At 64.1% G+C, this 20,696-nt stretch carries 16 protein-coding genes and 1 pseudogene; 3 read left to right on the top strand and 14 right to left on the bottom strand.

Features of this window, described 5'->3' with window-relative positions:
• Window positions 1-3: 3 nt before the first annotated feature.
• The 6 genes from rnpM to AEQU_RS04870 all read right to left on the bottom strand — a co-directional run bounded on the left by rnpM (window position 4) and on the right by AEQU_RS04870 (window position 6,167).
• Complete coding sequence (gene rnpM, locus AEQU_RS04895) at window positions 4-294, bottom strand: RNase P modulator RnpM (protein WP_022739822.1); 291 nt, start codon at window positions 292-294, stop codon at window positions 4-6.
• 13 nt (window positions 295-307) lie between these two features.
• Complete coding sequence (nusA, locus tag AEQU_RS04890) at window positions 308-1,513, bottom strand: transcription termination factor NusA (RefSeq protein WP_022739821.1); 1,206 nt, start codon at window positions 1,511-1,513, stop codon at window positions 308-310.
• Window positions 1,514-1,529: 16 nt separating this feature from the next.
• Entirely contained in the window at window positions 1,530-2,003 is a 474-nt protein-coding gene (locus AEQU_RS04885; protein WP_022739820.1) for a ribosome maturation factor RimP, read from the bottom strand.
• A 320-nt stretch (window positions 2,004-2,323) separates the two neighbouring features.
• On the bottom strand, window positions 2,324-3,253 hold the full coding sequence (locus AEQU_RS04880; RefSeq protein WP_022739819.1) for a LysR family transcriptional regulator: 930 nt from the start codon (window positions 3,251-3,253) through the stop codon (window positions 2,324-2,326).
• Window positions 3,254-3,425: 172 nt separating this feature from the next.
• Window positions 3,426-4,706 carry an MFS transporter gene (locus AEQU_RS04875; protein WP_022739818.1) on the bottom strand — a complete coding sequence of 427 codons (1,281 nt, stop codon included), beginning with the start codon at window positions 4,704-4,706 and terminating at the stop codon, window positions 3,426-3,428.
• Window positions 4,707-5,006: 300 nt separating this feature from the next.
• Window positions 5,007-6,167 (bottom strand): acyl-CoA dehydrogenase family protein, encoded by a 1,161-nt coding sequence (locus AEQU_RS04870; RefSeq protein WP_022739817.1) that lies wholly within the window; start codon window positions 6,165-6,167, stop codon window positions 5,007-5,009.
• 270 nt (window positions 6,168-6,437) lie between these two features.
• On the opposite strand from AEQU_RS04870, the gene AEQU_RS04865 reads away from it, so the two are divergent.
• Window positions 6,438-7,748, top strand: a complete 1,311-nt coding sequence (locus AEQU_RS04865; protein WP_022739816.1) for a CaiB/BaiF CoA transferase family protein — start codon at window positions 6,438-6,440, stop codon at window positions 7,746-7,748.
• 334 nt (window positions 7,749-8,082) lie between these two features.
• Here the strand turns inward: AEQU_RS04865 and AEQU_RS04860 are convergent, their stop codons facing one another.
• From AEQU_RS04860 to AEQU_RS04830, 7 genes are all read right to left on the bottom strand, one after another.
• Window positions 8,083-8,757: a 4Fe-4S dicluster domain-containing protein gene (locus AEQU_RS04860; protein ID WP_022739815.1), complete on the bottom strand. Its 675-nt coding sequence runs from the start codon at window positions 8,755-8,757 to the stop codon at window positions 8,083-8,085.
• Window positions 8,754-11,123 carry a DMSO/selenate family reductase complex A subunit gene (locus AEQU_RS04855; protein ID WP_051353393.1) on the bottom strand — a complete coding sequence of 790 codons (2,370 nt, stop codon included), beginning with the start codon at window positions 11,121-11,123 and terminating at the stop codon, window positions 8,754-8,756. Before AEQU_RS04855 ends, AEQU_RS04860 begins: the two co-directional genes overlap by 4 nt.
• A complete protein-coding gene (locus AEQU_RS04850; RefSeq protein ID WP_022739813.1) occupies window positions 11,117-12,016 on the bottom strand; it encodes a helix-turn-helix domain-containing protein in 900 nt (299 codons plus the stop codon). The genes AEQU_RS04855 and AEQU_RS04850 overlap by 7 nt, the downstream gene beginning before the upstream one ends.
• A 106-nt stretch (window positions 12,017-12,122) precedes the next feature.
• On the bottom strand, window positions 12,123-12,809 hold the full coding sequence (locus tag AEQU_RS04845; protein ID WP_022739812.1) for a molecular chaperone TorD family protein: 687 nt from the start codon (window positions 12,807-12,809) through the stop codon (window positions 12,123-12,125).
• A gap of 26 nt (window positions 12,810-12,835) precedes the next feature.
• Window positions 12,836-14,002 carry an NrfD/PsrC family molybdoenzyme membrane anchor subunit gene (gene nrfD / locus AEQU_RS04840; RefSeq protein ID WP_022739811.1) on the bottom strand — a complete coding sequence of 389 codons (1,167 nt, stop codon included), beginning with the start codon at window positions 14,000-14,002 and terminating at the stop codon, window positions 12,836-12,838.
• Window positions 14,003-14,011: 9 nt separating this feature from the next.
• Window positions 14,012-14,629: a 4Fe-4S dicluster domain-containing protein gene (locus AEQU_RS04835; protein WP_022739810.1), complete on the bottom strand. Its 618-nt coding sequence runs from the start codon at window positions 14,627-14,629 to the stop codon at window positions 14,012-14,014.
• 12 nt (window positions 14,630-14,641) lie between these two features.
• Window positions 14,642-17,062 (bottom strand): molybdopterin-containing oxidoreductase family protein, encoded by a 2,421-nt coding sequence (locus tag AEQU_RS04830; protein ID WP_022739809.1) that lies wholly within the window; start codon window positions 17,060-17,062, stop codon window positions 14,642-14,644.
• Between the two features lie 229 nt (window positions 17,063-17,291).
• Between AEQU_RS04830 and AEQU_RS12900 the strand changes: the two are divergent.
• Together AEQU_RS12900 and AEQU_RS04820 are read left to right on the top strand one after the other, a co-directional pair.
• A pseudogene (locus AEQU_RS12900) lies at window positions 17,292-17,864 on the top strand (AAA family ATPase); the annotation flags it as partial.
• A 297-nt stretch (window positions 17,865-18,161) separates the two neighbouring features.
• Window positions 18,162-18,440, top strand: a complete 279-nt coding sequence (locus AEQU_RS04820; protein ID WP_022739807.1) for a helix-turn-helix domain-containing protein — start codon at window positions 18,162-18,164, stop codon at window positions 18,438-18,440.
• 304 nt (window positions 18,441-18,744) lie between these two features.
• Here the strand turns inward: AEQU_RS04820 and AEQU_RS04815 are convergent, their stop codons facing one another.
• Window positions 18,745-20,616, bottom strand: a complete 1,872-nt coding sequence (locus tag AEQU_RS04815) for a flavocytochrome c (RefSeq protein ID WP_022739806.1) — start codon at window positions 20,614-20,616, stop codon at window positions 18,745-18,747.
• Window positions 20,617-20,696 lie beyond the last annotated feature (80 nt).

Here is a 20,696-nt window from a genome sequence, read left to right as displayed (position 1 = left end):
ATATCACTCCTCATTCTTTCCCGGTGCCTCGGCGAGGGCAAGCTCGCGAAGAACGCGCTCGTAATCTTCGTCGGTCACTTTGCAGCGCAGGGCGCGCTCAAGCTTCCTGGTCTTTCTCGCCGCGGCGAGGCAGTCCTCAGAGCAGACGTAGGCGCCGCGGCCGGCGAGGCGGCCCGTAGGGTCGAAGCTCATATGCCCCTCGCCGTTGCGCACGATGCGGCGAAGCGCGCCCTTCCCAAGGGTCGCGCCGCAGCCGATGCAGGTGCGCTGGCGCTTTGTCGTCTGTGCTGCCATCAGGTTCTACCCCTTAGGCCTCTGCCTCGGCATCGGCATGGACGCCGCAGTACTGGCTGTTCGGTCGGGCGTGGTTGCGGCAGCGGTTGCCGTCCTCGTCGACGAAGATGCAGAAGCCGTCGTCCTCCTCCACCTCGTCGTCCATCTCGACATCGACCAAAGACGCGCCCTGGAAGCTCTGGGGCTTGATGTCGATGTGCCAGCCGGTGAGGCGGGCGGCCAAGCGCGCGTTCTGCCCCTCCTTGCCGATGGCCAGCGACAGCTGGTCGTCGGGCACGATGACCGTGGCGTAGTTGTTGTCCTCGTCGATGCTCACGTGGCTCACCTTCGCCGGCGACAGGGCGTTGGCCACGTAGACCGCCGGGTCGGGGCTCCACTGGATGACGTCGACGCGCTCGTTGCGCAGCTCCTCGACCACCATGCGGACGCGGGAGCCCTTCGGCCCCACGCAGGCGCCCACCGGATCCAGGTTCGCCTCGCGGGAGAACACGGCCACCTTGGAACGGGCGCCGGGCTCGCGGGCCACGGACTTGATCTCCACGACCCCCTCGTAAATCTCCGGCACCTCGATCTCGAAGAGACGGCGGATGAGGTCGGGGTGGGTGCGGGAGACGACGATGGCCGGGCGCGCCTGCTCGCCGCGGGCGCGGGGCGCGTCGGCGTTGGGGTTGCGCACCTCGATGATGAGCACTTTCAAGCGCTGGTTGTGGCGGTAGTGCTCGTTGGCCGGGCGCTCGTTGCGCTCGCCCGGGTTGCGCTTGGCGTCGTAATGGGGCAGCTCCGCCTCGACGCCCTCGCGGATCTTGATGATGGTGAAGTCCGGCGTGCCCTGCAGCACGGTGCCCGTGACCAAATCGCCCACGCGGCCGCGGAACTCGTCGTAGATGGACTGGCGCCCGGCCTCGCGCACGAGCGATGAGATGACGCCCTTGGCGTTCTGGGCGGCGATGCGGCTCACGTCGTCGGGGGTAACGTCGCGCTCCTCGAACTCGCTGTACTCGCCGGTCTCCTCGTCGGGCTCGCCCACGGGCACGAGCTCGTAGACGTAGATCTTGCCGGTCTGGCGGTCGATGGTCACACGCGCGTCCCATTCCAGATCGAGGATGCGCTCGTAGCTCTTCGCCAGGGACTGCTCCAAGCGCTCGATGAGGTAGAACTCGTCGATCTTGCGCTCGTGGGCCAGTGCCTGCAAGGCCTCGATCAGTTCTGAAGTTGCCACGTATCTAATCCTTTCCCTAGGCGCTGAAGTCGATGGTGCCCTTAACGCGGGCCTTTTTGATGTTGTCGTACGGAATGCGGAAGGTGCCGGCGCCGTCTGCGGCCACCATGACGCAGCCGTCCTCAAAGCCGAGAAGCTCGCCGGTAAACGAGCTGCGGCCGTCGATGGGGCCGGTCGTCTTCACCGTCACCGTCTCGCCGGCGAAGCGCGCGAAATGCTCCGGCGTGCGCAGCGGCCGGTCGATGCCCGGAGAGGACACCTCCAGCATGTAGGCCCCGGGGAACGGGTCCAGCTCGTCCATGACGTCCCCGACCCAGGCCTGGGTGCGGGCCAGCTCGTCGAAGCTGATGCCGCCGGCCGCGTCGATGTAGACGCGGATGGTCGGCGCCTTCTTCGAGCCGACGATCTCCAGCGTGACGATCTCGACGCCCTCGGAGGCCGCTCGGGGCTCCAGGGCGGAAAGAAGCGATTTCTCCTTGGCCGTCAGCACCTCGTCTGCCTCCTTTTCCGTTGCCTACGCTCCCATACTTTCCGGGCCGCAAAAAGCCCCCTACAACAAAAGAAAGCGGGAAAAGTCCCACTTTCTCCAGAAGCGAAAGTATGTCCGTGCAGCTGATCTGCACAGCAGTCGTATTTATACCACAACGGGTCGCGCTTTGCCAGCCTCCCGCAACAAGTGGCCGCATACGGCGCAAAATGACCACAGACGGCAGTCAGGCGGCCTGGGCGGTCGGGCGGCTCCGGCGGTCGGACGACCAGACACCCAAACGTCCGCCGCGCGCCCGCCTCGGCCGATCGGGCCCGGCGCCCCTACTCGCCCGCCGCCTCGGGCAGCACCTGGCCGATGAGGTCGTTGCCCGGGTAGGCCTTGACGAAGTCGATGAAATCGGTGACGGCCCGCGAGTGCACGTGCTTCTTGTGATAGGCCATGTACACCGTGTAGAAGTGCTCCGGGACGCCCTCGACGCGCACCTGGTGCAGGTTGCTGAACAGCTGGGCGCCCAGCGAGTCCAGCATAAGCGCTCCGGCGTTGCCGCCGTTGTAGGAGAGGAACGACCCCATGGACACATCGTCGTCGTAGCCCAAGGAGGCGCCCCGCACGTCGGCCTCCTCCAGCATCTTCGCCACGCGCTCGCCGATGGGGGTGCCGCGGCGGTAGGTGTGCAGATCCACGTCGTTCAGTTCGCCGAAGGTGATCGTTTCGCGGGACGCCAGCGGATGGTCGTCGCGCACGTAGAGGGCCAGCTCGCAGTGCTTCACCGGGAAATACGCGATGTCGGGCTCGTTGTCGCGCTTGCCGCAGAAGGCCACATCCAGCGTGCCCCGATGCAGCTGCTCGGTGAGGTAGTTGGTGAATCCCTGGGACACCTTCACGATGACCCGCTTGTCGAAGGCCTCCTCGAAGTCGCGGATGAGGCTCGGCAGGTAGTGGTCCTGGGTGGTGAAGGTGGTGCCGAGGTTCACGGTGCCGAACGAGGCCGAGGAGCGCGCGCTCACGGCCGCCACGCCGTCGTCGATGGCGCGCAGGGCGAGGCACACGTGCTCGTAGAACACCTCGCCGTAGGGGGCGAGGAGCACCGAGCGGCCGTTGCGCTCGAACAAGGGAGCGCCCAGCTCCTTCTCCAAGGACGAAATAGCCCCCGAGAGGGTCGGTTGGGTGATGAACAGCTCCTGCGCCGCTCGCGTGTAGTGAAGCACCTCGGCGAGCTTCTTGAAGTAGTTCAGCTGAGAGAGGTTCATGGTTCCCCCTAAGGCAAAGGGCGTGCGTTCGGCCCGATCTCAGATTGCGCGTTTCTCTCTTGATCGTAGTTTATCAGGCTTGGCTCATAGAGATTTCCTATAAGTGCGAAAAGCGGGGAGTCTACACTCCCCGCTTATCCCTTTGAGCCCGCCAGCGGTATGAGGGACCCGACTATTCGGTCGTCCAGTCCTTCTTGTAGCCGGCAGCAGCCTTGAAGATGTACAGGCCGAGCAGCAGGATGACCACGAGCATGGCGAGCGCCACGATGAACTCGACGGTGAAGCCGAACGACGAGCCGAGCCACGCCCAGATCATAGCGGCGAAGGCGGCAATGAGGTTGAACACCGTGGAGACGCGAGAGTAGATGACCGAGTACTCACGGGTGCCGAAGGACTGGCGGCAGATGACCGGCACGAGCACCACGGCGGTGGCGTAGCAGCCGCCGAAGATGAAGGCGCCCACGTACATCACGTACTCGGAGAAGGTGCCGAACCAGCACAGCAGGATGCCCGCAACGCCAGCGGCGAAGGCGAAGATGAGGGCGCCCTTGGCGTTCTTGTCGGCCGCCGCGCCCAGCACCACCTTGAAGATGGCCTGGCCCACCATCATGACCGAGGTCATGACGCCGCCGACCACGGCCACGTCGAAGGCCACGTCGGTGAGCGACTTGGTGTAGGTGGGGAACTGCATGGCGATGAGGATGGCGATGTTGATGAGGCCGGCGAAGACGCAGATGGCGTAGAACATCGGGGTCTTCATGACGAAGCCGGCAGACAGGCCCGCGGGCTTCGCGGCCACCTCAGCGCCCGAGGCCGCCTTCTGCATGGAGGCGCCGTAGGGGGCCAGCCCGCAGTCCTCGGGAGAGTTGCGCACGCAGAACAGCGTGAAGGGCAGACTCGTGACGAGCGCGATGACGCCCCAGATGAGGTAAATCGTGTGGAAGTCGACGCCCGAGGCGGTCAGCGCGGTGAACACGGCGGACCAGATGGCGCCGCCGATGCCGGTGAAGGCCATGCACAACCCGATGAAGAAGCCGGCGCGCTCCACGAACCAGCGGTTGATGAGCGTGGGAATGGCCAGCCACAGGATGGTGATCTCGCCCAAGCCCAGCATGACGGCGGCCACGTAGAACAGCACGATGGTGTTCGAGAAGCTCATCAGCAAGAAGGCGCAGCCCACGAGCGCGGCAGAGGCGGACAAAAGGATGCGGATGTCCATGGTCTGCAGCAGCTTGCCCGCAAACGGCGAGGCGATGGTCATGGTCAGGTACATAACGGTGACGTACATGGCGAAGGCGGTGACCTCCACGCCCAGGCCCTCAGCCACGACCGGCTGGAACAGGCCCCAGGTGGAGAAGCATAGAGCCGAGCATCCGAACGTGATCATGATGCCCGTCAGAACGACGAGAAGGTGACGCACGGTCAGCTTCTCTTTGGTAGCGGTCCCACTCAAGGTAAACCTCCTCTATCGATTTCTTCTACTCTTGCGCAAACGTCGAACCCCTGTTGGCGTGAGCCGTGGACGGCGATCTTTCGCCGCTATCGTATTTGTACCGTAGAACGATTCCCTTGAGGATGGTCAAAAAGGGATGCTTTGTCCCATAATCTTTGCAAAAATAGGACAGATTCAGTTAATTTGTCCTAATATCGAAAGGATTTATGATTGATAGGTTTCACAAATAGAAGAAACTGGGAGAATATTTCCCCCAGTTTCTTGTGATCGTTCACTTAATAAGAATGCTCACAGCCGCTTCTAGAAAGACCTATAGTGCTCCATTATCAAGGGCGCGGCGATGTACACCATCACCTGGTCCGTTCCCTCGGCGATCTGATTGCCGCGGCAGTCCTCCCAGATGCGGCTCACGCGCGAGCCCTCGGTGTAGCCGAGGCCCCCCAGAATCTGCATGGCGTCCGAGGCCACCTGCACCGAGGCCTCGGGCACGTAGCGCTTCATGAGGGCCACGTCGAGCCGCTCGGTCTCGTCGGCGGCATCGATGGACCAGGCCGCGCGGTACACCATGGAGCGCATGTTGCGCAGGCGCACTTCCATATCGGTGAGAAGGGTCTCTATCTGCTGGAAGCGCCCCACCTGCACGCCGAAGGCCTTGCGGGAGCGCGCGTGGGCCACCGCGTCGTCCATGGCCGCCTGGGCCATGCCCAAGCTGGAGGCGCACAGAAGCACGCGCCCGTATTCCAGCAGATGGAACAGCTGCTGGAACCCTCCCTCGCTCGCATCGAGACGCCACTCCGGGGACAGCTCCACATCGTCGAAGGAGATGAGCGCGAAGGGCAGCATGGACTGGCCGATCTTGCTGATGGGTACGGCGTTGATGCCGGGCACGCTGCGCGGCACGAGCCAGAAGGACAGCGACGGGTAGCGGCCCGTATCCCCCGCGTCTTTGTCGATGGCGGCCACCAATATATAGGGGGCGTACTCGCCGTTGTTCACGTAGGACTTGCGCCCGTTAAGAAGCAGTCGGCCGTCCACGGTCTGGCACGAGGTCTTCATGGCCATGGTGTCGGATCCGCCGTCGGGCTCGGAAATGGCCAGGGCGAACATGAGGCGGCCGTCGGCGCGATAGTCCTCGGCGATGGAGGCGGCCTCGGCGGCCCCGGCGAACCCGCTCATGATCTGCAGGTTGAACAAGTCGTTCTGGAACGGCAGCGTCGTGCCGGCGCAGCGGGAGAGTTCCTCCACGATGAGCACCTGGGAGAGCAGGCTGTGGGCCAGATCGGGCGCGATGTCCGGCTCGGCGGTCTCGTAGTACAGATCGACGAACTCCTTCATCACCGTATCGGGCAGACCCTGGTCGCGGCACCACTTGGCCACGCGCTCCGGCGTGAAGGTGTCGGCCCCGAACGTACGGAAGGCGCTGACGAGCTTCTTCTGCCCGTCGGTCAGCGTGAAGTCCACCTTATGGCTCCCTTCTCTTTACTATAGTGTGCATTCTACACGATGACCCTAGCACACCACTCCTTTGATTTGTTGAAACAGAATACCTTTGTTGTCCTGTTTGCATAGGGATAACTTTTCCATCTAGTGGTATTTTCTACTCAATTTCGAGTCTATTTTACACACATATTCTATTTTGTCCGTAGATAGGGGTTCTTTCCCCTGCGATGATAGGGATGCAAACAAACGAACCGCCCGACCAACCACTTGCATGAAAGGAGAGATGCTCCGATGACAGTCACCGAGAAGCTCAACGGTTACGGCCCGCTCGCCGGCATCAAGGTCGTCGAGATGTGCACCTACGTGGCCGCCCCGGCCACCGTCCGCGTCCTGTCCGAGATGGGCGCCGAGGTCATCAAGATCGAGTCCTTCGCCGGCGATACCCAGCGCACCCAGGGCCCCGGCTTCGGCTGCGAGCTGACCGATACGGAAGATCCCACCATCGATTTGAACAACACCAACAAGAACTGGGTGTCGCTCAACCTGAAGGATCCCGAGGGCCTGGCCATCGCGAAGAAGATGATCGGCGAGGCCGACATCTTCATGAACAACATGCGCACCGCCGCCCTGAAGAAGCTCGGGCTCGACTACGAGACCCTGCACGAGGAGTTCCCGGGGCTGATCTGGGGCCAGATGCGCGGTTACGGCGAGTTCGGCGAGTTCGCCCATGCCCCCGGCTATGATGCCGTGTGCTGGGCCGCCCGCGGCGGCGTGGCCGGCACCTTCCCCGAGAAGGACACCTCCCCCGCCATTCCCCCGCAGGCCTTCGGCGACTACAACACCGCCATCATGATGGCCGCCGGCCTTCTCGGCGCGCTCGTGAACAAGCTGCGCACCGGCCAGGGCGACAAGGTGGTCGTGAATCTGTACCACTCCGCCATCTGGGGGGGCTCCATCGGCCTTTGCGCGCAGCAGTTCGGCGCCGACTACCCGAAGTCCCGCACCGACGTGCCCAACCCCTTCAACAACACCTACAAGACGGCGGACGACAAGTGGCTCTACATCTGCCAGCCGCAGCACAACCGCTACTACAACGACATGATGAAGATCATCGGCCGCGACGACTTGGTGGACGATCCGCGCTACGCGACCATCGAGAACGTGAAGGCGAACCACCTGCAGCCGGAGCTCATCACCATCCTGGACGAGGGCTTCTCGAAGAAGGACCTGGAGGAGTGGCTCAAGATTCTGGCCGAGTGGGACGTGCCGAGCCAGAAGGTCTTCCGCTTCACCGACATCCTGAAGGACGACGAGGCCTACGTCAACGACGCCATCCGTAAGGTGAAGTACAACGCCTTCGGCGAGCACGCGCTGCCCACCACGCCCATCCGCTTCGGCGGCTACGGCGACCCGCCGATCATCCTCTCCAAGCCCATCGGCTACCACACCGCCGAGTACCTGGAGCAGTACGGCTACACGCCCGAGCAAATCGCCGAGCTGGAGGAGAAGGGCGCTGTGAAGTGCTACCACGGCGAGGAGGTGCCGGATACGATCTTCAAGTCCGAGCGCCAGGAGAAGGGCGAGGCCCCCTGCAACTGGTAGGCCCTCCCCCCGCCAAACACGCTTCCTATCTCGAGAAGGAGCCCCTCATCGCGAGGGGCTCCTTCTTTTTGCTTCTCACGCCTCCATCCTTTTGTGTCTCACCCCCTCCCTTGGCACCTCACTTCCCCATCTTCCGCAGCAACTCTTTCACGTTCATATACTCCACTTTCCTCGTGGAAGCTCTCGACCATCTCCCGCTTGGCAAGCACATCTTTCCAGCGGCGTCGTCATCCCGACGAAGGCGACGCGCGAACCGCACCGCGAGAGAATCACTGAGCCAGAATTGCTCCGAAGCCTCCCTGCAGGATGCAGATGGCAACTTCGCCCTCGCGTCTCAAATCTCGCCCAAGTTCCTCAGGGCATCCGGCCCGACGGCGCGCAACGCCGCCTCGCACGGCTCGATCGCGTAGTTCGGCTGGGTAATGACCGGGTCGGGCATCAGGGCCACGCGCTCGACCGCAAGCGGATGATCGGCGAGGTCGTCGTAGATGCCGAAGCCCAAGGCCCGCTGAGGGCACGCCTCCACGCATATCGGGCCCAAACCGGCGGCGACGCGGTCGTGGCACCCGTCGCACTTCTCGATGTGCGCGCTCGCCTCGTTGAAGCGCGGGGCGTGATACGGGCACGACAGAGCGCATACCTGGCACCCCGTGCATCGTTCGACATCGACCCTCACGAACCCGAATTCGTCCTTGGCAATGGCATCGGAGGTGCAGAAGCGCAAGCAAACGGGATTCGTGCAGTGGTTGCACGACATAGAAACGTAGAAGGCGAACACATCGTGCTCCCATGCCCCCTCGTCGTTCTGAGTCCAGATTCCGCCGGCGTACTCGTGCACGGTGCGAAATGCCGGGCCCACCCCGAGGTCGTGGTAGTCCCGGCAGGCCATCTCGCAGGTCTTGCAGCCGGTGCAGCGCCGCTGGTCGAACGAGAAGCCGAACTGATGGTGCGAATCGCCCAAAGCGTCCGCTCCCGCGACGGGCGCGGACGTCACCTTCGCGCGCGTCATCGCGCCCCCTCCCCTCGGCCCGCCTCAGCCTCACGCCGCGCCGCTTCCGCCCGTTCGGCGTCGGTCAGGTGGCGCAGACGCACCAGACACGAGTTGTGTGGATTGCCATGTGACCACGCCGTCGGCTCGTCGGAGGAGACCGTGTTGGCGCACCCACCCCAATCGAGGCGATCGCCCTGCATGTCCGCGTCGTGCCAGGCACCCTCGGGCAGCGCCACCACGCCCGGCATGATGCGCGGCGTCACCCGCGCCCGGCACACAAGGGCGCCCCGATCGTTTTCGACGACCACCAGAGCGCCCGAGGCGATTTGGAGCCTCTCGGCATCGACGGGGTTCACCGACAAGCGCCTGGGCACCACGACCGCAAGCTCGGGCACGTTGGAAAATGACGAATGCGCGCTCTGTCGCCCGTGATAGCTGATCATTTGGAAGGGATAGGGGCCGTCAAGTGCCGCCTCGGCGCCCTCGGGCGCGGCGATGTACGCCGGGATCGGGCTTACCGGCAGACTCGGATCGGCCGCCAAAAGCTCCGCGACCTTTTGATCGTATATCTCGACCTTCCCCGAGGGCGTGGGCAGAGGATGCGCTTCCGGATCTCGTCGGAAATCGGCGTAGGCGACCGCCTCCCCCTCGTAGGGACGCCGCACGACCCCCTGATCGGCCAGTTCGGCACGCACGGCCTCGGCGGAGGCGGCAAAGCAGCTCTCGCGCAGCCGCAGCTCGTCCATCTCGCCCAACGTGGCGACGCCTTCGCAGAAGGCCTCCTCCACCCCGAGTCTGCGCGCGAGCTCGCGGGCCACCTCCCATGCGCACCGACGATCGAGCGCATCGCCGCCCCACGACGCAGCCGAGATGACGCCGCGGACGCCGTCGGAGTTTCCCGACGAAACGAGCACATCGCGCTCGGCCTGGGCCACATCGGGCAGCACGATGTCGGCGTAGCGCATAGAATCGGTCATCATCACGTCGATGCCCACGATGAACTCGCACAGGCTCTCATCGGCGAGGATCTCGTGGGTTCGGTTGATGTCGGCGTGCTGGTTGGTGAGCGCGTTGCCCGCATGATTGATGATGAGCTTCACCGGCGAGGGCAATCGGTCGACGCCGCGCACGCCGTCGGAGGCCGCAAGCTCGCTCCCCCGCTCGACCGCGCGCGACCAAAGAAACACCGGGATGGCCGCCTTTACCGGGTTCTCCCCCACCGGGTCGTCGGGAAGCGCGGGCCTAAAGAGCCGCTCGCGCGCCCCACTGTTTGTACCGGGAAGACCGAAATTGCCCGTGAGCAGGGCAAGCAGACAGATCGCCCGCGCCGATTGCTCTCCGAAGGCCGTGCGTTGTGGGCCCCAGCCCTGCATGATGAATACCCGCTTCGCACCGGCGAGCTCGCGGGCGAACGAAACGATGCGGGCCGAGGGGCATCCCGTGATGCGGGCAGCCCACTGCGGCGTCTTCGCCACACCGTCCGGCCCTTCCCCCAGCACGTAGGCGCGATAGCTCTCCGAGGCGGGCACACCCACAGGCATCGTCGCGCCGTCGTATCCGACGCAGTACCGGTGCAAAAATTCCTCATCGGTGTGCCCCTCGGTGATGAGCACCCAAGCCACGCCGGCCACAAAGGCCGCGTCGGTACCCGGGCGAAGGGGGATCCACGCATCGCCCTCGCCCGTTACCGCGTCGCTCTGGCACGGGTCGATCGCGATTACCCTGAAGGGGCGCCCCTCTCCCTCGGCCTCCTCACGCGCCTGCGCGAGACGGTACGCGCCGCTTGCCCCGCCCATGCGCGTGAGCGCTGGGTTGGCGCCGAAGAGCACCACCAAATCGGCCCGGGATGCCTCGGAAAGCAGCGATCCAGTGTAGTAGCCGTCGTCGCCAAAGAGCGACGTGCACGCCGTTTGCAGCTGCATGCAACTGTAGTCGCCGTAGATGCCCAAATGTCCGCCGTAGCAGTTCATCAGTCGCTCGAACGGCGAGCCGGAACCCGACCATATCGCCGTCGCGTAGGGAAGCAGCACCGCTTCGTTTCCCCATCGCGCAACCGTTTCCTTGATGCGCCCGGCAATCTCATCGAGAGCCTCGTCCCAGCTGATGGGTTCGAACCGACCCGAGCCACGAGGCCCCACCCGGCGCAGCGGCTCGTTCAAGCGATCGGAGCTGCCCAGCCAGTAGCGCAGGGCCCGGCCGCGCAGGCACGCGCGCATCTGCGGGTTGCCGGGCTCCTCGGGGCGACAATCGGTCTCCGTCCAGAGAATCTCGCCGTCGCGCACTTGGAGGCGCAGCGCGCAACGGGATCCGCAGTTCACCGAGCACGTCTGCCACACCTCTTGCGCCCCGTCCCGGCCGGACGACCACCCCTCGCGCCTTACCATGGAAGCTCCGCCAGTGCATCGAGGGCTGCATCCTCCAGCTCGAGCAAATGCTTGAGCGCGCGTTGCACAACCCGCTCCTCCACCGCCTCGCCGAACATCGACACGAGCACGGCGTACAGATCCTCGGCCACCTCCTGCACGCAGATCATTCCCTGGGGCGTGAGCTTGAACAGAATGCCGCGAGCATCACGCTCGTCGGGCACGCGCACCAAATAACCCTGTTCCTCCAGACGCACCGAGGCCGTGGTCACATAGGCCCGCCCCGTTCGCAGGAAGGCCACCATATCGCGAGCGCGCATCATCCTCGCCGCTGTACGGCGCTTGGGATAGAGCTCCAGCAAAAAGCGGAAATCAGTGAGCGATAGCGACGTCGCCTTCTTGACGGCCGTCTGAACCGCATAATGGAGCATGGCCGTCGCCGCCAGCCCGCGTCGGGCATCAAACGCCTCGGACGCCTCCCCCGCAAGGGGCCTGCGCGCGTAGTAGCTACCCGGCATCGAAAACGCGCGGCGCAGCAGATCAGCCAAAACAGCGCGTTCCTCTTCGGAAAGGTCATCCACGCACAGCGCGAAGAATGCATTCAGACGCTCAGTCAACCGTGCCGCTCTCTCGCGCCCGGCCCGCGTCAGCTCGATACAGCCATCATCGCAGACCCTAAGAAGATCCCGATCCGCCAGAACGCCCACCGCTTCGTCGACATCGGCCGGCTTCAGCACCAACAGCCGCGCGGCGCGCATCGGGAGCACCCGTTCGGATTCAGGCAAGGTCAGCTGCGCCAGAAGACGAAACTGAAGCGGGGTCATCTGCTTGGGGAGAAGCTTAGTCACGCCTCGGGTCGCCTTGGCGATCACAGCGCACCACAAGGTGACGATATGGGCCTTCGCATAGTCCACGTCCCGCCCCTTTCCGCCTCTGCGTCCGATCGGCGCGCAAAAAAAGCGCCTGCACCTGCGACATTATAGCGTACGCAGGAACAGGCGCTAAGCGAGGGGGCCTTCTTTAGGCTACCGAGGCCAACGTATTCGGCGAAGCGGCTTGAACGACCCCGAGCAGACCGCCGGCGAGATCGGCCAGAAGGCCATAATAGGTCGCCCCCTCCTTGTGCAGCGCCGCTGCAAATTGCCCGAACCACGGAACCAAATCGGCCTCGACGAACGACTTCAGCAAAGCTGCCTCCTCCGCCTTTGCAAGGCCGTTCGAGGCCGCCCGCTGCGCGAGCGCGCTGCAGTAGAGGAGCTCGATACCGATATGGTCGGCATACTGGTTGTTCTCGTTCGACACCTCGAGCCCCGCATCGCGAAGGCGCTCCTGCATGCGAAACGTCGGCTCGCCGAACCCGTTCGTCACACCTTCCTGCACATAAAACGACTCCCAGGGTGCCACTGCCGGCTCCGGCGGCCCGATGAACAGGCGCGCGTACTCAACCGAGACATCGCGCACGCGCTCGTCGCGCGGCGTGCCTTCGTCCGCGGCGGCCCAGGCGAACAGCCCGTCCAAAGCGCACGTCACTTCTTCGCTTCCGAAATCGGGGAAGGCGGCCCAAAATGTCCGGCCGAGTCCCGCATTGGACGTTTGGCTCATCGGGGCGAGAAATGAGTTCCCCGCGAAGGCCAGCGCCCGGGCCAGCTCATGCGCGGCCGCCTCCTCGCACCCGTAGGGCCTCTCGTGCTCCAAGGCGTACTCCATGACGCACTCCCTTCCTCTCCTTAGTCCTATTTCTCGCGGCGCTCCACGATCAGCTTGCTCGCGAGCACCATGAACGCCAAGATCACCAGGGAAATCACGCCGGCGACCACGAGGATCTCGATCGGCGTGGGCGCATACGAGCTCAGCACCGCAAACGACGCCGTGCCGGTCGCGTGCGCCGCCTCACTCGAGCCGGAGATAATGCCCGGCGCGCCCATCACGTTGGGAACGATGAAAGCGGTGAACAGAAGCCAGATGCGCTTGCAGAACACGCCCACGACGATGAGCACGCAGGCCACGTTGACGTGCACGGCGCTCTGGCGGTTCTTCGCGAACACGAGGATGCAGAACGGAACCACCAAACCGCAGATGATCTCGAACCAGAAGAAAGGAGCGGTAGGACCGGTCGTCAGCAACGCCAAAGTCTCCGCTCCGGCCGCTCCGGGATAAGCCATAGTGAGCACTTCGCAGAAGATGAAGAACGCGTCCACCGCCACGCACGTGCACAGAAGACCGGCGAGCATCGCCATGAGCTCGCGGGAGGTATCGTAGATGCCGGCCTTCTTCAGAATGCCGAGCACCACAAGCAGAAGCGCGAGGCCCGAATCCATAGCGCTCGCCACGAAAATGGGAGCCATGATAGCCGTGTACCAGCCCTCTTTGGCCGCTTCCAGACCGAAGATCCACGCGGTCACCGAGTGCACCAGAATGGCGCAGGGAAGCGCGAAGCGCGACACGATGGACACGGCATGCTGGTTGCCGCGCGTCATGAACACGAGATAGAGCACGTTGATGATGAGGTAGCAGGTAATGACGCACACGTCCCACAGAAGCGGGGAGGTCGGATTGGGGCCGGTCAGAATGCGCCACACGCGCTGAATGCCGCCCAAATCGATGAGCACGAACATGCCCGCCGCGCAGATGCACACCGTGGAGAGGATGATGGCGGGAAGCGCCACCGCCTTGAACTTCGTGATGTGGAATACGCTCGCCGAGGAGGCCACGATGAGGCCGCCGGCGGAAAGACCCACGAAGAACATGAAGTTGGTGATGTAGAGGCCCCACGAGGTGCCGTTGTTCATGCCCGTCACCGTCAGGCCGAAGATGAGCTGGTACACCCAGCACCCCACGCCCACGGCCACCACCACGGCCAGGATGGCCGCCAGGACTTTGTATCGCTTGATCAGTTCCATGAGAGCCTCCTATTCGAAGTAGTGAACGGACGGACGGGTGCCCTGGCCTTCCAGGAGCGTCCACGCCTTGCGGTTCAGAATGGTCTGGGAAATCTCGCTGTCCGGATCGTCCAAGTCGCCGAAGATGCGCGCATGGGCCGGGCAGCACACGACGCACATGGGCTCCTCGCCGCGGTCGGTGCGCTCCTTGCACAAGGTGCACTTCTCGGCCACGCCCTTGGGACGCACCGGCACCTCGGCATCGCCGTAGTTGGCGCCCGTCACGCGCATCGGCGTCTGCCAGTTGAAGTTGCGCGCGTTGTAGGGGCAGGCGGCCATGCACATGCGGCAGCCGATGCACTTGTCGTAGTCGATCTCCACGCGGCCCTTGTCGTCCTTGTAGGTGGCGCCGGTGGGGCACACGCGCTGGCACGCCGCGTTCTGGCAGTGCTGGCAGGCCACGGGCAGAAACGTGCGCGTCACGTTGGGATAGGTGCCGAGCGCGCCGTCCATAACGTCGCAGTCCTCGGTGAGCACGCGGTTCCACAGCATTCCCTCGGGCACGTTGTTCTGCATCTTGCACGACAGGGCGCAGGTGTGGCAGCCGACGCACCGGTCGAGGTTGATGGCAATGGCTAGTCTGGTCATGATGTCCCTCCCTTACGCTTTCTCGATCTCGACGAGCGTGTCGGAGAACGGAATCACCGGGCCGCACATGAGGTCGTAGCCGCGCTCGATCATCGTGTTGTTCGTGACGTTCTGCAGGTTGCCCGCGACGGTGTAGTCGGCCGTGGCCGCCTCGTAGATGCGCACCGAGCCGGGACGGATGGCGTCGTTCGCAGCCGCATGCACTTCGAACTCACCGCGGTCGTTGAACACGCGCACAGTGTCGCCTGTCTCAAGGCCACGGCTTTCCATATCGGCCGGGTTCAGCATGACGAGCGGCTCGTACATCAGCTGGAGCCAGTCCGAATCGTAAAACTGGTTGTGGATGCGGAAGCGTGTGCGCGTGTTGGTGAGCTGGAGCGGGAACTGCGCGCGCAGGGTCGCATCGGCGATCTCGGTGCAGGGCTCCCACTGGGGTAGCTGCTGGTCGAAGGGCACCATGGTGTCGTAGTACAGCTCCATGCGGCCCGTCGGCGTCGGGAACACTTGGTCGGGCACGACCTCGCGGATGACCTCGCGATCGGGCACGGGCCATACGGCGCCGTTCTCCGAGATCTTCTCCACCGTGAGCTCGGACACCCACGGCTCAGTCGAGGTGGAAAGAATCGCGTTGCAGCGATCGACCGAGCTTGCGGGAATGCCGGCCTCAAGGCCCAGGCGGCTCGCCAGCTCGCGCTGAATCCACAGATCGGTACGCGCCTCGAAAAGCGGATCGATGACCTTCTCCTGGATGACGATCTGGCTGTAGCCCGCCTTCACGTTGCCGAACGGCTCATCATACTCGAAGCGCGACGTGCACGGCAGGATGTAGTCGGACCACTTCGCGCCCTCGGTGAAGTAGGGATCCATGGTCACGATGAAGTCGAGCGTGTCGGCCCAGTCGCAGGTCACGTTCATGTTGGCCAGATGCTGCGCCACGATGTCGCCGCAGAAGATGGCCGCATGGCAGTTGCTCTCCTTGTAGGGCATGTCGTAGATGCTCACTTCAGATGCGGCGGCAGCCCAGTCCTCCGGCATCGCCCACGCGCCAAGTGCCGGGGCGTAGCTGTTGTAGGACTGACCCACGTAGACGCCCACGCCCGTGCCCGGCTTGCCCACATTGCCCGTGATGGCCACGAGCACCGCGGCGGCATGTCCGGCAATGTCAGCGTTGGTCATCTTGTCGTTGCCGCCCCAGCCGAGCGCCAGCGACGAGGGACCCTCGGCGTACTCCTCGGCCAGGCTGGCGATGCGCTCGGCGGGAATGCCCGTGATCTCGGCCGCCCAATCGATCGTGTAGGGCTTCTGTCCCTCTACGAGCTTATCCCACACCGTAACCGCGCTGCGGCCGTGCACCTGAGCGGCGCCGGAGAGCGCCGGCGCGGCGCATTGGGTGTGGTGGACCGGCGCGCCGGTTACCGGATCGATGACGAAATAGGGGTTCTGCTCGGGCGTCTCCGGCTCGGCAGCGGCTGCCGCATCAACCGGGGCGATCTCCTCATGATCGCGGATGAGCAGGCCCGTCTCGGCGTCGACGAGGAACGGCATCGTCGAGTGCTGCGCCATGAACTCCTCGTCGGTAAGACCGTTATCGATGATGTGCGAGATCATGCCCAAAAACAGCGCCGCATCGGTGCCCGGCTCAATGGGAATCCACTCGTCGGATTTCGAGGCGGTCGTGGAATAGTGCGGGTCGACCGTCACCATGTGCGCGCCGGCTTCTTTGGCGTCGAAGAACGTGAACACGTTGGGCAGGCTCGACTCGCAGTAGTTCGATCCCACCGTGAGCACGAGCTTGGAACGCTGCCAATCGCGCGCCTCGGGGGCACACATCGCGTACCCCGCGCCAAAGCCCATAGCCGGGTCGAGCCCGTTGCCGGTGCCCACGTCGATGCCGTCGAAGCCCCCGTTCTGCGCGCCCAGCATGGGAGCCAGAAAGCCGAAGTCGGCCTCGGCGGTGGCGAGCACCATGATGGAGTCGCGGCCGTAGGAATCCTGCGTGGTCTTGATAAGCTCGGCGATCTCGTCGAGCGCCTCGTCCCAGCTGATCGGCTCGAACTGACCGCTCCCGCGCTCGCCGACGCGCTTGAGCGGCGTCTGCACGCGGCCCTTCCCGTAGATGTGCGCGACCTCCGAGATGCCCTTCAGGCAGATGGTCTGGAAGTCGGGGTTGCCCACGCCGTTGGGCTGCACCTTCACCATGCGCCCGTCGCGCACCGTGCACGCCAGCGAGCACATGCCCCCGCAGTGGCTCTGGTGGTAGGTGCGCGCCACATGCTCCTCTGGTGCGGCCTCGGCGGTGGCCGGCGCGAGCCAGCCGTCGACAGACGCCATGCCCGCCACACCGGCGAGCCCCGCAACGCCGGCCGCGGCGCCGGCGGTCTTCAGGAATCCGCGGCGCGTCAGCTGCCCGCGCGTGCTTGAAGACTCGGTCATCTCTCCTCCTTGCTCTCGTTTTCAAACGGGTTTTGAAACCGCGCAAAAGTATAGGAGCGAAACCGGTGAAATTCTAGGAAACAAGTTTCCCATCTATAGGCTTTGAACTGGTGTTTTACAAAAATTCTGAGGTAATTTGGTAAACAAAAGCGTCGGTTCCCTGCGCCGCCGAACACAGAGGGACCGACTTCGCAAATCAGATCAATCTCAGGCCAACTGCATCCAGGTCATGCCTGCCGTGCGCGACTCCGTCGTCGTCGACAAGTCGCTGCTCATCGCTGACCTCTTCCGCAGCGGCTCGAAGGCCACGCTCTTCTGTCGGCCGCGCCGATTCGGGAAGTCCCTCAACCTGAGCATGCTGCACTGCTATTTCGAGATCGCGCCATCCGACTCCCCCGCCGAGGCACCCGATGACGACGTCTTCGCGTCCATGGCCATCTGGGACGAGGACGCCGTGGCGTTCCGCAAGCACCACCGCGCCTATCCGGTCGTCCATCTCTCCTTCAACAACACCAAGGCCCAGACCTGAAGCGAGGGGCGGCGCTCCATCGAGGAGAACATCGTGGGCGAGCACCTGCGGCACGGCTACCTCGCCGAGAGCGCCGCGCTCTCGGCGGAGGAAAGGGCACTCTTCTCCCGTATCGCAGGAAGCCACGGGGAGGACCAGCTGCCGACCAACTCCCTGCTCCTCCTTTCCCGCCTGCTCTTCCAACACCATGGGCAGCGCGCAGTGATTCTCATTGACGAGTACGACGCCCCCGTCATGAGCGCGTCGGCCAACCATTACTACCGGGAGGCCGTGACGTTCATGAAAATGCGGGCTACCATACCACCGACGATGTTGAGATGCCGAACAACACCCGCATCCGGCGGACCCTGCGCATCCCCAACGCCGAGATCCGCGAGCTGTACCGCACGGAGATCATCGAGCGCTTCTCCTCCGTCGCCGTGACGTTGCAGGCCTAAACGCTGCTTTATCAAGTGCAAATACTCGGTTCCAAAGCAGATATATCAAATTTATTACACTCTATAGCCTAATCTTTCGATTAGTTTATCATTTTGTGATACTATGTATCATATTCTTTACAAAAGGAGATCCATGCTGCTCAACGAAGACATAGCGGAAAGGGTCAGAGAAGGCCGGCGACGGCTCGGTTTGACGCAATCCGATCTCGCAAACCTTGCCGGAGTGAGCCGTCCCACCATTGCCCGCATAGAAGGAGGAGGCGCAGAGCATATCGCCCTGGGCACCGTTGAGCGCATTCTCAACGCCACCAATTGGGAGCTCAGCCTCGATCGCGGGGTGCGCCCCAAAATGCGCAACGATTCCTTCGACATGGAGGCCTATCTCGATTCGCTGTATGGTGATGCGCGATGAGTTCCGCGCGCGAGAAGAACCTCGAGGTACTCATCGCCGGGGAAGCCGTCAGCAACCTCTCCATGTCCAAACCCATAGATATCACGTGCCTGCAAGCCTAGGCCCCGACCCGGCTTCTCCCGCGCGTATCCCGTTGCCTTCCACAAGGCCCTGGCGGCGAGAGGCACGGCCGCCGTGGCGGTACGGAGGTAGGTCGGCTTCCGCAGAAACACTTTACCCATTAAGTGCACAGCAAAGCGGGCCCCTCACCGTGAGGGGCCCGCTTTCTATTCCCGTGGCGGGAAGAAGGCTGTACCTGGAAGGATTATGCCAGGGCGTACTTTGCGGCGTTGGTGCCGGCGTTGCGGCCGAAGGTCATGCAGTCGGCGATGGCGTTGCCGCCCAGGCGGTTCTCTCCGTGGATACCGCCGGTGCACTCGCCTGCGGCGTACAGGCCGGGAATCGGCTCGCCGTCGGCGTTGCAGGCCTCGGACTCCACGTTCACGCGGATGCCGCCCATGGTATGGTGCACGGTGGGCACCTTGCGGCAGGCGTACCAGGGGCCCTCGGTCATGACCGCGTCGGCGGTATTGTCGGCCACGAAGCCGAACTCGTCGGTGCCGCCTTCCACCACGGCGTTGTAGGCGTCGATGGAGGCCTGCAGGTTCGCGGCATCCACGCCCATCTCGCCGGCCAGGGCCTCCACGGTGTCACCGGTTACGATATGGCCCAGCGCCAGCATGTTGTTGATGGTGGCGCCGTTGGCGTCCGGCTCATCGGGATCGGGGTAGCGCAGGGTGTTCACGACGACCCAGTAGGTGCCGTCGGGCTGGGCGAAGATGTTCTTGCACAACACGTCGCGCTCGGCGCCCTCGTTCACGAAGCGCTTGCCGTCGGTGTTCACGAAGATGCGGTTACGGCCGGAGGTGCGGATGTCCTCCATGAGGCCCGTGCCCGGGGTGCCGCAGGGATGCAGCTGGATGTCGGACAGGCAGATGAGCTCAGCGCCGGCGTTCTCGGCGAGCACCATGCCCTCGCCCTGGGCGCAGGGCTTGATGTTGGTGCAGCCGATGGAATCGTCCAGCACGACTTCCTTCCACACGCCCGTGTTCACCTTCTGACGGTACTCCACGTTGCCGCCGAAGCCACCGGTGGCGATGACCACGGCGCCGCAGTTCACGGTGACCTCCTGCTCGCCGTCGTAGAGCGCCTTCACGCCCACGACCGCGCCGGCGTCATCCAGGATGAGCTCTTTGGCCTGCATATCGTTGAGAAGCATGATGGCATCGGCGTTGTCGTCGATGAACTGCTGGAACGAGCGGATGTAGGTGTTGCCCGACGGCGTGGCCGGATAATGGCTGCGCTGGCCGAGCGATCCGGTCGCCGAGCCGATCTCGTCCTTGAACTCGACGCCCAGGCTCTCGAGCCAGTGGACGGAATCCAGCGCGTTGTCCGTGAGGAAGTGCACGAGCTCGGGGTTGTTGGTGTTGTGGCCGCCCTTCATGGTGGTCTCGTAGAAGGTGGGGATGGAGTCCTCGATGCCCTGGGGCTCCTGGCGCTCGGGATCGACGGCGTTCAGCGCGCCCTCGGAGACGTTGGTGGAGCCGCCGGTAATGCCACACTTCTCAAGCACGATAACGCTCGCGCCGGCCTGCACGGCCGCCACGGCCGCCGCCAGGCCCGACCCGCCGCCGCCCACGACGCACACGTCGGCGTCGTAGACCTCTTCCACCGCCGGTTTCTCGGGCACGGGCGCCTCCGAGAGCACCTCGAAGGCCTGAGCCTGCTTCGCGCAGTCCTCAAGACCGGTCTGCAGGGAGAGCGAGGACAGCGTCGCGCCGGTGACGGCATCGATGTTGATGGTCTGGTTGTCGATGGCCTGCTGCTGCAGAGCCTTCAAGGCATCGGCGCCGACGCCGAGCGACTCTTGGTTCGCCGAGGTGTCGATGGCCGTGATGGCGTCATCGGAGAACGTGACGGTCATGGTGTAGGGGGCATTGTGGCCCGTCACCTCGGTCGTGTAGGTGCCCGCCTTCCACGGCGCGGAATCGGCCAGCTCCTCGGCGCGGCTATGGGGCGCGCAGCCGGCCAGACCGAAGCTGGCCAGACCGCCCCAGATACCGAGCACGGCCGCCCCTTTGCAGAACGTACGACGAGAGATGCCATTCAGGGGAACAGAATCGGATGTGCGGGTCATGATGAGCCTCCTTCTAACACGTCACAGTAAGGGAACCGGAAGTCGCTTGAAGGATCAGCCTGCCGAGCTATCGAACCACC

This window comes from Adlercreutzia equolifaciens DSM 19450, assembly GCF_000478885.1.
GTDB classification, from domain to species: domain Bacteria; phylum Actinomycetota; class Coriobacteriia; order Coriobacteriales; family Eggerthellaceae; genus Adlercreutzia; species Adlercreutzia equolifaciens.
The sequence above is the reverse complement of the archived record's forward strand: the minus strand, read 5'-3'. Positions and strand labels throughout refer to the sequence as shown.

What these genes read in the sequence shown, in the direction of transcription:
- AEQU_RS04860 (WP_022739815.1), bottom strand. Translation starts at nt 8,757, where the DNA reads ATGACGCGCGCGAAGGTGACGTCCGCGCCCGTCGCGGGAGCGGACGCT.
- AEQU_RS04830 (WP_022739809.1), bottom strand. Translation starts at nt 17,062, where the DNA reads ATGACCGAGTCTTCAAGCACGCGCGGGCAGCTGACGCGCCGCGGATTC.
- AEQU_RS04815 (WP_022739806.1), bottom strand. Translation starts at nt 20,616, where the DNA reads ATGACCCGCACATCCGATTCTGTTCCCCTGAATGGCATCTCTCGTCGT.
- AEQU_RS04880 (WP_022739819.1), bottom strand. Translation starts at nt 3,253, where the DNA reads ATGAACCTCTCTCAGCTGAACTACTTCAAGAAGCTCGCCGAGGTGCTT.
- nrfD (WP_022739811.1), bottom strand. Translation starts at nt 14,002, where the DNA reads ATGGAACTGATCAAGCGATACAAAGTCCTGGCGGCCATCCTGGCCGTG.
- AEQU_RS04820 (WP_022739807.1), top strand. Translation starts at nt 18,162, where the DNA reads ATGCTGCTCAACGAAGACATAGCGGAAAGGGTCAGAGAAGGCCGGCGA.
- AEQU_RS04835 (WP_022739810.1), bottom strand. Translation starts at nt 14,629, where the DNA reads ATGACCAGACTAGCCATTGCCATCAACCTCGACCGGTGCGTCGGCTGC.
- rnpM (WP_022739822.1), bottom strand. Translation starts at nt 294, where the DNA reads ATGGCAGCACAGACGACAAAGCGCCAGCGCACCTGCATCGGCTGCGGC.
- AEQU_RS04855 (WP_051353393.1), bottom strand. Translation starts at nt 11,123, where the DNA reads ATGGTAAGGCGCGAGGGGTGGTCGTCCGGCCGGGACGGGGCGCAAGAG.
- AEQU_RS04865 (WP_022739816.1), top strand. Translation starts at nt 6,438, where the DNA reads ATGACAGTCACCGAGAAGCTCAACGGTTACGGCCCGCTCGCCGGCATC.
- AEQU_RS04845 (WP_022739812.1), bottom strand. Translation starts at nt 12,809, where the DNA reads ATGGAGTACGCCTTGGAGCACGAGAGGCCCTACGGGTGCGAGGAGGCG.